General features: G+C 62.0%; 10 protein-coding genes (1 of these 10 running past the window's edge). All 10 read right to left on the bottom strand.

The annotated features are described in order from the left end of the window. Position 1 precedes the first annotated feature (1 nt). On the bottom strand, positions 2 to 1045 hold the full coding sequence (locus tag J7U39_RS01715; RefSeq protein WP_210629981.1) for a LacI family DNA-binding transcriptional regulator: 1044 nt from the start codon (positions 1043 to 1045) through the stop codon (positions 2 to 4). A gap of 163 nt (positions 1046 to 1208) precedes the next feature. Then, complete coding sequence (locus tag J7U39_RS01720) at positions 1209 to 2645, bottom strand: efflux transporter outer membrane subunit (protein ID WP_210629982.1); 1437 nt, start codon at positions 2643 to 2645, stop codon at positions 1209 to 1211. A 150-nt stretch (positions 2646 to 2795) separates the two neighbouring features. Further along, positions 2796 to 5906, bottom strand: coding sequence for an efflux RND transporter permease subunit (locus tag J7U39_RS01725; RefSeq protein ID WP_210629983.1), 3111 nt, complete (start codon positions 5904 to 5906; stop codon positions 2796 to 2798). Positions 5907 to 5954: 48 nt separating this feature from the next. Then, entirely contained in the window at positions 5955 to 7163 is a 1209-nt protein-coding gene (locus J7U39_RS01730; protein ID WP_210629984.1) for an efflux RND transporter periplasmic adaptor subunit, read from the bottom strand. Positions 7164 to 7321: 158 nt separating this feature from the next. Next, on the bottom strand, positions 7322 to 7924 hold the full coding sequence (locus tag J7U39_RS01735; protein WP_210629985.1) for a TetR family transcriptional regulator: 603 nt from the start codon (positions 7922 to 7924) through the stop codon (positions 7322 to 7324). 106 nt (positions 7925 to 8030) lie between these two features. Further along, positions 8031 to 8975, bottom strand: coding sequence for a phosphoribosylaminoimidazolesuccinocarboxamide synthase (locus tag J7U39_RS01740; RefSeq protein WP_210631569.1), 945 nt, complete (start codon positions 8973 to 8975; stop codon positions 8031 to 8033). Between the two features lie 85 nt (positions 8976 to 9060). After that, the gene (locus J7U39_RS01745; protein WP_210629986.1) at positions 9061 to 10803 is read right to left on the bottom strand and encodes an SLC13 family permease; all 1743 of its coding nucleotides are present in this window, start codon (positions 10801 to 10803) and stop codon (positions 9061 to 9063) included. A 139-nt stretch (positions 10804 to 10942) separates the two neighbouring features. Further along, positions 10943 to 11656 (bottom strand): phosphoribosyltransferase, encoded by a 714-nt coding sequence (locus J7U39_RS01750; protein WP_210629987.1) that lies wholly within the window; start codon positions 11654 to 11656, stop codon positions 10943 to 10945. After that, entirely contained in the window at positions 11653 to 12456 is an 804-nt protein-coding gene (locus tag J7U39_RS01755) for a pseudouridine synthase (protein ID WP_210629988.1), read from the bottom strand. Before J7U39_RS01755 ends, J7U39_RS01750 begins: the two co-directional genes overlap by 4 nt. Positions 12457 to 12613: 157 nt before the next feature. Beyond that, positions 12614 to 12759, bottom strand: the 3' portion of a protein-coding gene (locus tag J7U39_RS01760) for a hypothetical protein (RefSeq protein WP_064804680.1). It continues 61 nt past the right edge of the window; only the last 146 of its 207 coding nucleotides appear in the window; the start codon falls outside the window, past its right edge — the gene reads right to left on this strand; it ends in the stop codon at positions 12614 to 12616.

The following is a 12759-nucleotide window of genomic DNA, read 5'->3' on the forward strand; positions in this document are numbered from 1 at the left end:
CTTACATGTTCTCCATCTCTGAGGTTTTTGTTGCCGGACTCGCAGGCCCGGATGATTGGCGGACAATCAGCTGCATTGCGACGCGTTCGATTTCCGCGGTAACGAGCACGCCTTCCCGGACGCGGCTTTTTCTGATGGTATCGGCCAGCGCCGATACGGCAATTCCGGCAATTCTATCCATGTCCATCCTTACCGTCGTCAGCGACGGTGTGACAACAGGCGACCAGATGAGGTCGTCGAAGCCGGTGACGCTGACATCGCCGGGAACGCTGATGCCGGCCTGCTGCAGCTCGGTCAGCGCGCGCAACGCCTGCAGATCGGAGAGAGCCGCGAAAGCGGTAAAACCCTCCCGCACCTTTTCGGCGAGGCCGAGCGGACAGCCGCTGCCGCCATCCTGCTCCACCTTCCCGATCCACAGCGTTTCGGCATGCATGCCCGCGTGCATACCGGCGCGAATCCCATCGGCGCGGTCGTTCTGAACGCTGGATTCCTGGTTGTTGCCGATGATGAGGATGCGCTGGTGGCCGAGGTCCGCGAGATGGAGAGCAATTTCGCGGCCGCCCTGCCAATGGTCGGCTGAAACGGTGTTGCCTGGCGTCGAGGGGGTGTCGATGAGAGCGACTGGGCAAGCGGCGGACGAAATGCGGGTGGCGCGGCGGGGAACAATGATCAGGCCGTCGACGCCGCGTTCGACGAGACGATCGATCGCCTCGGTCTGGGCGGCAGCATCGCCACGGGAGTCGGCGATCAACACGCCGTAACCGGCGATGGAGGCGGCAAATTCGATCGCCTGTGCGATCTTCGGAAACAGAGGATTAGCGATATCGGGCAAGACCAGGCCGAGAACGCCGCTGCGGCCGGTCCTAAGCGCTCGGCCGGCCTGGCTCGGGACATAGCCCAGTTCGGCGGCATGTTCGCGGATCCGTTCGACCAACGGGCCGGAGACCCGACCTTTACCGGAAAGCGCATTGGAGACCGTGGCAATGGAAACGCCGAGGGAGGTCGCAATCCTGCTGAGGTTCGGTCCGGAGCGCGATGACGCCATGATCTAGCATTCTGATTAATCGTTTAATCAGTCCTATAGCAGCTCCTTCTGCTTGTCGAATCCAAATTCGTCTGGGGCGCGAGTATTCCGGGATATTGCCGGCAATGAAAAACCCCGCGAGGCAATCGCGGGGTTTGGTAATTTCAGAATGGCGAAAAGCCGCTCAGCTCTTGGCCTTTGCCGGCACAGACGCCACCGTCGCGGTGGTCTTGCCGCCGGGTGCGTAGCCCCCGCCGACCGCGATGTTCAGCGAGACGTAATCCTTGGCCATCTGCTGGACCGCCTGGGCAAGGCTTGCCTGGGCAAGCGAAACCTGGCGCTGCGCATCGAGAACGTCGAGCAGCGACGAGGCGCCGTCCTTGTAGGACGCGGTCGATAGTTCGAGCGTTTCCTGAGTGGTCTTCACCTGGGCCTGTAGGGCGGCGACCGTTTGGGCGTCGCGCCGGACAGCCGCGAGTGCGTTCTCGACCTGTTCGACCGCAGACAGCACCGTCGACTTCCAGTTGAGATAGGCGGTCGCGGCAGTGGACTGGGCCGACTTGACGTTGGCGCGCAGACGGCCGCCATCGAAGATCGGCAAGTTGAGGGTCGGACCGAAGGACCAGGGGGTCAGGTCGCCATGGATGCCGCGCTGGTTGATGTAGGACGGCGAGATCGAGCCGCTGAGCGAGATGCTCGGATAAAGCTGGGCCTCGGCAACACCGATATTGGCCGTTGCGGCGGCGAGATCGCGCTCGGCGACGCGAATGTCGGGACGGTTGCGGATCAGGTCCGCAGGGATGCCCGAGTTGATGCCGCCACGGAATACTGGCTGACCGCGGCCCTTCAGCAGCTCATTGACGAGGGCCGAGGCCGGTAGGCCGAGCAACGTGGCGATGTGATGGGCCGATATGCGGATGTTGGTTTCGAGGCCGGGAATTTCAGCGAGCGTCGACTGTACGAGGCCTTCGGCCTGAACGACGTCGAGACGCGAGGCAGCGCCGGCTTCCAGCTGGAACTTGGTCAGTTCGTAGGTTTCCTGACGAGACTTCAGGTTGGCCCTCGAAAGCGCCAGACGCTGCTGATAATAGCGGACGTCGATATAGCTGGAGACGAGATCCTGCACGAGGGTCAGCTTAGCAACGTCAGCCGACGCGTAGGCGGAGTCGAGCGAAGCGAGCGCGCTTTCGGTGCTGCGCTTGTAGAGCCCGAAGAGATCGAGCAGCCAGCTCAGCTGGACGTCGCCGGCGCTGGTGTTGCGCGTGTCGAACTGCGTGCGCAGTTCGCCCCTCTGGCCGCTGACCGTGTGAGAGGCGCCGACGTTCAGGTTCGGCAGGGCGCCCGCTCCGGCGACAGTGACGTTTGCGGAGGCCGCATTGATACGTTCGATCGCCTGCTGGACCGTCAGATTCTGATCAAGGCCGGCCTGAACATAGCCATTCAGTTTGGGGTCGTTGAAGGCGGTCCACCAGGCTGCGGTAGCAACGTCGCCTATACTTTTTGTTCCGCCTTCTCCGAATTTAGCGGGCAGCGGCATTTCAGGAGGAGCATGATCCGGGCCAACAACGCAGCCCGACAGTAATAACAATAATGCCGGTGTGGCAAAACGAAGAGATACCATTCATTTCATCCTGTACTCGAGCAAGTCAATTCTTGTCCGAAGCTTCATGCTTCACTATCGCAGCCGCGCCTCGTCCAACCGCAAACACACACACCGAAGCAGTCGGGCGCAATGTAGCAATCGGAACAGCATTATCACAGTGCATTTATATCACACTCCTGCCGCATTTTTGTCGCGTGTGGCAAAGATGCGTCGAATGACGACGTAGAAGGACGGCACGAAGAAAATTCCGAGCATCGTTGCCGACAGCATGCCGCCGAGAACGCCGAGGCCGATAGCATTCTGGGCCGCCGAGCCCGCGCCCGTAGCGATCGCCAGAGGCACGACGCCGAGAATGAAGGCAAGCGATGTCATGATGATCGGCCGCAGGCGCAGCCGCGCCGCCTCCAGTGTCGCCTCGAAAAGCCCCATGCCGCTTTCCGTGCGATCCTTGGCGAATTCGACGATCAGGATCGCGTTCTTCGCCGCCAGGCCGATCGTGGTGAGCAAGCCGACCTTGAAATACACATCGTTGGACTGGCCGAAGAGTGTTGCCGCCGCCAGAGCACCAAGGACGCCGACCGGCACTGCCATGATTACCGAGAAGGGGATCGACCAGCTCTCGTAAAGCGCTGCCAGGCAGAGGAAGACGACGAGAACCGAGATTGCATAGAGCATCGGCGCCTGTGAGCCGGAAAGGCGCTCCTGGTAGGAAATGCCCTGCCAGGCGACGGTGTAACCGCCGCCGAGTTGCTCGGTCAGCGCTTCCATTTCGTTCATGGCATCGCCGGATGACACGCCGGGCGCGGCGGCGCCATCGAGCGGAATGGCGCTGACGGCGTTGAAGCGGGCAAGCGAAGGTGCGCCCTTCACCCATTCGGTTTTGGTGAAGGCGGAGAAGGGCACCATCTCGCCGGCCGTGTTGCGGGCATACCAGTGATTAAGATCGTCCGGCTGCATGCGGAAGGGCGCGTCGCCCTGGACGTAGACCGGCTTGATCTCGCCGTTCAGGGTGAAGTCGTTGACGTCGCGGCCGGTGAAGATGATCGACAACATCGAATTGACCGAGGCGATGTCGACGCCCATGGCGCCGATCTTCTCCTGATCGAGCACGATGCGCATCTGCGGCTCGACTTCCTTGTTGCTGCTGCGCAGCGCCACGATTTTACCCGAGCTGTTGCCCATCTGGATCAGCCGCTTGGAAGCAGCCGTCAGCGCGTCGCTGCCGTGGCCGCCGGTATCGACGAGATACATGGAAAAGCCGCTCGACACGCCGAGGCCCTGAATCGCCGGCGGCAGGAGCGCGAAAACCTGTGCCTCGCGCATCGCAAAGAAGCTGCGCAGGGCCCGGTTGACGACCGACTGGGCGCTCAGATTTGGATCGGTGCGCAGCGAAAAATCCTTGAGCTTGGTGAAAACGATGGCGCTGTTCTGGCCGGAGCCGCTGAAGCCAAAGCCGAGTGCGCCGAAGACGGACTCGACGGCATCCTTCTCCTTCTCGCGATAATAGTGCTCCACCTTCTCGACGACGGCCTGCGTCTGCTGCGTCGTCGAGCCTGGCGGCGTGGTGACGATGGTCAGCAGCACGCCCTGATCTTCCTGCGGCAGGAAGGAACTCGGCAGCCGGGTGAAGAGATAGGCACAGCCGGCGCCGACGAGAAGGAAGACCAGCATGACGCGGATCGGCCGCTTCAAGAGATAGCCGATAGTCCAGACATAGCCGTTGGTCGAGCGCGTGAAGTTGCGATTGAACCAGTCGCCGACGCGGTGTTTCCCGTGTTCGCTGACCGGCTTCAGCATCGTGGCGCAGAGCGCCGGCGTCAGCACGATGGCGACGAGCGCCGACAGCAGCATGGCCGAGACGATGGTGATCGAAAACTGGCGATAGATGATGCCGGTCGAGCCGCCGAAGAAGGCCATCGGAATGAAGACGGCGGTCAGCACGAGCGCAATGCCGACGATGGCGCCGGTGATCTCGCCCATCGATTTCTCCGTCGCTTCGAGCGGCGAAAGCTTCTCTTCGGACATGATGCGCTCGACGTTTTCGACGACGACGATCGCATCGTCGACGAGAAGGCCGATCGCCAGAACCATGGCGAACATCGTCAAGGTATTGATGGAATAGCCGGTGGCCGCCAGCACCCCGAAGGTGCCGAGCAACACCACCGGAACGGCGATGGTCGGAATGAGCGTGGCGCGCAGATTCTGCAGGAAGACGAGCAGCACCACGAAAACGAGCACGATTGCCTCAATCAGTGTATGCACGACCTTCTCGATCGACAGCTCCACGAAGGGCGTCGTGTCATAGGGATAGGTGATCTTCACACCTTCCGGCAAGGTGCGGCCGATGACATCGAGCGCGGATCGAACGCGTGCGGCGGTATCGATGGCGTTGGCGCCGATTGCGAGGTTGACGGCGAAACCGCTCGAAGGCAGGCCGTTGTAGCGCGAACTGCCGCCGTAGCTTTCCTGACCGATCTCGATGCGCGAGACATCGCTCAGGCGCACGGTCGCGCCGTCCTTTTCGACCTTCAGGATGATGTGCTCGAAGTCGGCGACGGTGGTGAGCTGGCTTTGCGCGGTGATGGTGACATTGAGCTGCTGACCGGGGATCGTCGGCTGGGCGCCGAGCGAACCGACGGAGACCTGGGTGTTCTGCGCCTGGATCGCTGCTGTGACGTCGCTCGGCGTCAGCTGGTATTTCACCAGCTTGAAGGGATCGAGCCAGATGCGCATGGCGTATCCGGAACCGAAGACGTTGATGCTGCCCACGCCTTCCAGGCGCTGGATCTGGTCCTCGATGGAGGTCGACATGATGTTGCCGAGATCGACCGAATTGCGCTTGCCGTCAGTTGAAACGAGCGAGCCGACGAGGAGAATGCTCGAAGTCGAGCGCGTCACGCTGATGCCGGCATCGATAACGTCGCCCGGAAGCTGCGACTGGACCAGCTGCAGCTTGTTCTGCACCTGCACCTGGGCGATGTCGGGATCGATGCTGGTTCCGAAGGTGAGCTGGATGCTGGCCGATCCGGTCGACGAAGTCGAAGTCATATAGGTGAGGTCGTCCAGGCCGGTCATGCCGTCTTCGATGATCGTCGTTACCGATTTTTCGACGGTCTCGGCGCTGGCGCCGCGATAGGTGGCGTTGATGCGCACCGTCGTCGGGGCGATGTCGGGATATTGCGAAATCGACAGGGTGAAGATCGCCAGCAGGCCGGCGAGCATGATGGTGATCGCAATGACCCAGGCGAAAATCGGACGTCGGATGAAAAACTTGGCCATTGGTTGTTCCTGTGCGGCTGAGACGGTGACGATGCGGCCTCGCAGCGATTACTTCGCTGCGGGCTTCTCAGCGTCACCGGCCGCGGGCTGCTCGGCAGCCACGACCACGCCATTGTCGTTGATCTCCATCGGAACCGGCTTCACCGGCATGCCCGCCGTGACCGACTGCAGACCGGTGACGACCAGCTGATCGCCGTCCTTGATGCCTTCGGTTACCAGCCAGGAATTATTAGAGGGCGAGCTGTTCTCGAAGGCGCGGGTTTCGACCTTGCCCTCGGCGGAAACGAATTGCGCCGTCAACCGGCCGTTGGCGTCACGGCTCGTCGCCAGCTGCGGCAGCGCATAACCGGTTTCGGCGCCGAGCGCGACCGTGGCGCGGACATACATGCCGGGCAGGACGATGCGATCGGGATTGGGGAAGAGCACACGGATGATGAAGGTGCCTGTGGTCTCGCTGACCACCTGCTTCGACATGTCGAGCTTCCCCTGCTGATTATATTCCTTGCCGTCTTCAAGGATCAGGTGGAAGGCGACATTCTCCGCGCCGTTGATATCGCCGGCGGCCATCGCATCGCGCAGCCTCAGCAGGTTGGTGCTCGATTCCGTCAGCGAAATATAGATCGGATCGAGCTGCCGGATCGTCGTCAGCGCCGTCGTCTGGTTGGCCGAGACGACGTTGCCGATATTGTAGGCGGTCTGGTCGATGACGCCGTCGAAGGGCGCGACGATCTTCGTATGGTCGAGGTCGATCTGTGCCGCGGAAAGGGCAGCCTTTGCCGCCTCGACCTCGGCCTTCGCCTGGAGAAGCGTCGTTCTCGCCGTCTCGTATTCGATCTGGGTGGCGCCGCTGCCGACGAGGCGCTGGTAGCGTTCGAGATTGCTTTCAGCGCTCGGCACGCTCGCCTCGGCCTTGGAGATGGCCGCCTTAGCCTGCTCGACGGCGGCGACATAGGGCGCATCCTCGATCTGATAGAGAAGGTCGCCCTTCTTGATCTCGCCGCCTTCCTTGAAGGCGATCTCGCGGATGATGCCGCTCACCTGCGGCCGGATATCGGCCGTCTGGAAAGCTTCGGCGCGGCCAGGAAGAATTGTCGTGATCGGGAAATTCGCCTTCGTCAAGGCGATCACGCCGACGGGGATCGCCTGCTGCGCGGCCGCGCCGGCATTGCCCGCGGGCTTGCCGGCATTGTCGCTGCAGGCGCCAAGCAATGCGCCGGCCAGCAGGGCCGAGGAGATGAGGACGGCACGCCGAATCATTCTGAATTCCCTCATGCGGTGGCAATCGCCGTTCGATCCACGGGCCCGGCCGGGCCGAGCGCAGGCTTATGTAAGCGTCAGGATGAGCTTGGCCTCAAATGCCATAATCCCGAGTCTAACAAAAGCTTTACGAAGTGACGTAAGTCAGCAACCGTCACTTAGCAAGCGCTATTTTGCAGTGCGGCATCGACGAAGCCGACGATTTCCTCGGCACGATGCACCAGCGTCTCCTTGTCGTCGCGGACGATGAGGACAGGGTGCAGCACGCAGGCAAGCACATCGGCGACGGTCTGCGCCGCACGCTCGGGATCGCGGCAATGATAACGTCCTTCCACCATGCCTTTGCGGATGATCTCGCCGATTTTCTCCTCGATACGGGCGCGATAGCGATTGCCGGCTTCGAGTTTGGCTTCGATGGTCGAAAGCACCATTTCGAAGATGTAAGGGCTCTTCTGGATATCCTGCAGATGGCCCTCCAGCAGGCGCAGGACGAAGCGAAGCAGTTGCTCTTTCGCGGGCATGGTCTGGTCGAGAGGGACAAAACGCTCGGCGGCATTGTCGAGATGTCGCCCGGCGATGGCATCGACCAGTGCCACCTTGGAACGGAAATGCTTGAAGACATTGGCGGGCGACATGTGCAGCGCGCCTGATATATCGGCGATCGACACCGCGGCGAAGCCACGTTCGCGAAACAGCATCTCCGCCATGGAGAGGATGTCCTGTCGCGTTTCCTCGGCCTTGCGTCTCGGCCTTCTTACCATCCGTCCCCCGCCGGGCCGCGCCCGGTATCCCTTTTTGCCGATGCTAGCGCTATTCAGCGAAAACTGCCAAGCCGATGCAAGGCCCGGCGGCTCTCGTGTCGCCTTTTCAAGGGAAATAGCGGGCGAGATTGTTTCGGACACGGGCAAGCGGCGTCTCGCCGCTATTGTCGGGAACAAAGCGCTCGCCGGTTATCGCCTCGTAGGCCCTGATATAGACGGCCGAGGTCTGCTCGATCAGTTCGGTGGGGATTTCAGGGATTTCATCCTTGTAGGGGTCGCAACGCTCCGCCACCCAGGCGCGGACGAAATCCTTGTCGAAACTTTCCGGCCGCTTTCCGGCGGCAAAGCTTGCCGGGTAGCTGTCGGCAAGCCAGTAGCGGCTGCTGTCCGGCGTGTGGATCTCATCGGCGAGGATGATGTTGCCGTCGCCATCGGTGCCGAATTCATATTTGGTATCGACGAGGATCAGGCCTCGCTTCGCGGCCATTTCCTGGCCGCGGGCAAAGAGCGCAAGCGCATATTTCGACAAGGTTTCCCACTGGTGGCTGGTCAGAAGTCCTCGCGTGACGATTTCGGCACGCGTCAGCGGTTCGTCATGGCCTCCGTCGAATTCCTTGCTGGTCGGCGTAATGACCGGTTCCGGCAGGATCTGATTGTCGCGCATACCCGCCGGCAGACGCATGCCGTACATCTCCCGCTCACCCTTCTTATAGAGGGTCAGGATCGAGGTGCCGGTGGTGCCGGCGAGATAACCGCGCACGACGATTTCAACCGGCAGGATGTCGAGCCGCTTGCCGATGACCACGTTCGGATCGGGATAGTCGAGCACATGGTTCGGGCAAATGTCCTTCGTCGCCTCGAACCAGTAACGTGCGGTCTGCGTCAGCACCTGGCCCTTATAGGGAATACAGGTAAGAATACGGTCGAAAGCGCTGAGGCGATCAGTGCTGACGATGATGCGGCGTCCGTCGGGAAGGTCGTAATTCTCGCGCACCTTGCCGCGATAGTAGTTCGGCAGTTCCGGGAAATGGGCTTCGGAGAGGATTCGCACGGCGTTCGACTGTCCTTGTCTTTGGCTGATGGCTTCCTGCTCTAGTTTCATTACCGGCGAAGTTCAAGCCGAGCCGACTATGGCATCACAGCCAGAACAGAACCAGAAGAAACAGAGCGAGGCCGTAAGTTGCGACGGCAAGCGGCCAGCCGGCCCGCGGGAAGTCGCTGAAGCGGTAGCCGCCGACGCCCATCGCCAGCGTGTTGTTGTGATGGCCGAAGGGCGTCAGAAAATCGAGCGAGGCTCCGACGGCGACCGCGATCAGATAGGCGTCGGGTGCGTGCCGCCCGATCTTCGCAAATTCGAGTGCGATCGGGGCGAGCACGATTGCGACGGTCGCGTTGTTGACGAAGGGCGTCAGCGCCATCGCGAGGAAGAGGATGAGGGCGATGCCGGAAAGCGGATGGTTAACCGGCACGATGAGGCTCAGCCAGCCGGCAATGGCTTCGGCCGCCCCGGTGCTGGCCACTGCCTGGCCGATCGGAATCATCGCCGCGAGCATGATGATGATCGGCCAGTTGAGGTCGGCCATCCCCTGCCGGATGTTGAGATGATTGAGCAAAGCGAGGACGAGGACGACACCCGCAAACGCGACCTCGGGATGCAGGCCCGCCGCCGACGCCGCGACGCCGCAGGCAAATAATGCGAAAGGCCGCCAGGAGAGGAGGGCCGGTTCGGCTGACGCTGTCGGAGCAAGCGGCAGGCACTCGCTTTCCTCCAGCGCTTCGGCGATTGCCGTGCGCGGCCCTTCCAGCGTCAAAATATCGCCGATCGACAGTTGCAGATCGAGAAAGCGGCCTTCGATGCGCGGTGTGCGCATGGAAAGAGCAGTGACTGCGATGCCGCGATGGTGGAAGACTTCGAGCGAGCTGATGCGCGAACCCACCAGCGTGCTTTCGGGCATGACGACGGTTTCGACCCGGGTAAAATCCGGCGGCGGACCGTCCAGATGGGCATCAGCCACCAGCGATTGTGTGGCGGCAAGGCCGGCAAAGATGTCATCGGCGCCTTCGGCAAGCAGCACGTCGCCCGCGCAGACCATCGACTGGTCGAGCGGGCCAAACACAAAATTGCCGTTACGGATCAGCGCGTGCGGTTTGATGCCGAAGCGGGTCAGACACTCGGAAAGCCGTGTGCCGATCAGCGGCGAAGCATCCGGAATGCGACGTTCGACGACGATGCGCCGCGAGCCCTGGGCGAGCGTTGCCGGCACTGCGTCAGGTTCCGGAAACAAGTATCGGACCCGAACGGCGATGAGCAGGATGCCGGCGATTGCGACTGGCAGCCCGACATAGCTGAAATCGAAGAAATGAAAGCGCGCACCGGACGTCTTGGCAAGCGCGTCGCTGACGAGCAGGTTGGCCGGCGTGCCGATCAGCGAGACGAGGCCGCCGAGCAGGGCGGCAAACGAGATGGGCATGACGAGCTGACGGCGGGGGATTGAGAGTGCCACGCCGAGCCGCAGCGCCACCGGCAAGGTGATTGCAAAGGCGCCGATATTGTTCATGAAGATGGAAAGAACGCCGGCAAGCGAGGAAGCGCCTGATATGATCTTGAAGTTCGAGGGTCTTGCGGCCGCGACACGCGCAGCGAGGTTGTTGAAGAGTTTGGCGCGCGCCAGCACCTGAACGATCAGCAGGATTTCGATGACGGTGATAACGACGGGGCTGGCGAAGCCCGCGAAGATCTGGTCGGCCGGATAAAGTCCGAGCGCATATCCGGCGAGCAGGCCGGCAATCGCAGTCACCTCGATGCGTATGCGCTCGAGCGAGAAGAGAATGAGCATCGCCAGCAGAAGGATCAGCAGGGATGCTTGCTCGAACGACATGGGCGGATCCGGTGTTTCATCGATGGGGGTATGTCGCTGTACCGGAACCGCTGCAGATTTCCGGGTGACTGCCTTGGGCGGACTGTAGTCGTTCCTCATCTGCTGTACAGAGGCGCCAGCCGGCAAAAATTGAACAATCTCATGTCTTCGATCGGGCCGAAACCTGCCAGCGACCCCCGGCATTCCGCTCCAGCAGGGGCGTTGCGAAGACACCGCGGATGCGCGCGACCCACTGCGGCCCGGCGGCTGCGAGGCTATCGCGCCACCGCTCCGATTGCAGCATGGCCGCGCCGATAACGACAGGTTCGATGCCGCAGGCCGTCAGCAGGTCAAGGCCCGAGACGATCGAGGCGCCGCTGGAAATGACGTCGTCAATCAGGGCGACGCGCCGTCCGGTCAGCAGCGGCAGCATGCGCGGATCGATATAGAGGCGCTTGTCCTGTGTCGGGGTGGTGATCGAAGACAGAGGAACGGAGAGTTCGTCGCGGTACCAGAACTTGCGCGAGGTGCCGAGAGGGACGTAGCGGCCGTGGCCGAGCTTCTGCGCAACGGCGGCGGCAAGCGTCAAGCCGAGCGTCGGCAGGCCGGCGACGACATCGACGCCCATGGGTCTGATCTTTTCGGCGAGACCGTCGGCCAACGCGTCGAGGACGGCGAAGCTCGCCTGGTTGACGATCAGCGAAGCGAGGGCGTGATCGCCATCTGCCAACACGCGTATCGGCAGGCGAAGCTGGCGGCCGTCTTCCAGCGTGGCGACATAGAAGGTGGTGAATTCCCGATCGTCGGGAAAGGTGCCGGGCGGATGGATCTCCTGCCAGAATTCATGCGGCTCGATCTCCGGCACATCGGTCAACGTCTCGCCCTTTCCATGCCGGCTCGTCGACGCAACCCCTGCAACTCTGCCTCTGTCAACGCACGCACGGCGCCCTTTGGAAGTTCCCCGAGTTCGAGCCCGCCGATGGCGACCCGCACAAGGCGCAAGCATTCGGTGCCGAGCGCCTCCAGCATACGGCGGATCTGGCGATTGCGGCCTTCATCGAGCTCGACCTCGATCCAAGAGTTCCTGTCGCCCTGGCGCAGGCGTCGTGTGGCGGTTGCCGTCAGCAACTCGCCGTCATGGCGGATGCCGGATGTCATAGCGGCAATTTCCTCGTCGTCCATGAGGCGGTCGATCTGGACATGATAGGTTTTCGTCACATGGGTGATCGGATCGAGCAGGGTCTGGGCGAACTCGGTGTCATTGGTGAAAAGCAGCAGGCCTTCGCTTGCCTTGTCGAGCCGGCCGACCGGAGAGAGGTGCGGGATGTCGAAATTCTTGAGGCAATCATAGACCGTCGGCCTGCCCTCGGGGTCATGGCGGGTCGTGACGAGCCCGCGTGGCTTGTTGAGCATCAGATAGATTTTCGCCTCTGCAGCGATGACAAGTCCGTCGACACTGATCCTCGCCGTCGAAAGATCGACCCATGCAGAGGCATCGCTGACGATACGGTCGTCGACGGCCACGCGGCTTTCGGCAATCAGCCGTTCGGCCTGGGTACGGGAGCAATAGCCGAGTTTGGAAAGGGCGCGCGGAAGGGTGACCCGCTTGCCTGCCGTGTCGGCGGCAGGCTTCAGCCGCTCGCGCGTCTTATGTGATGGGCGCCGATCCCGCATCTGCCATCCCTGTCCAGCCTCGATGCCGCTTCTTGGCACGAACCGCACAACGATGCCAGCATGACAACTAAAACCAGGGAATGATGGGGTTGCAAAAACGACGTCAGCGCCTCGGATAAAGCGCCGTCTGGGCGAAAAACCTGTCGCTCGCGCCGCCTTAGCGGCAGGCCATGAAGCCGGCGAGCTCCTTGCGGCTGACGACGATGCCGGCAGCGGCTTTCGCCGGGTCGGGATGAGTATAGGACAGGCTTGGCATTTCCGGCAGCTCGAGCGCCTGACGCATATTCATGATGCCGACCGCGT

Source organism: Rhizobium sp. NLR16a, assembly GCF_017948245.1.
Taxonomy (GTDB): Bacteria; Pseudomonadota; Alphaproteobacteria; order Rhizobiales; family Rhizobiaceae; genus Rhizobium.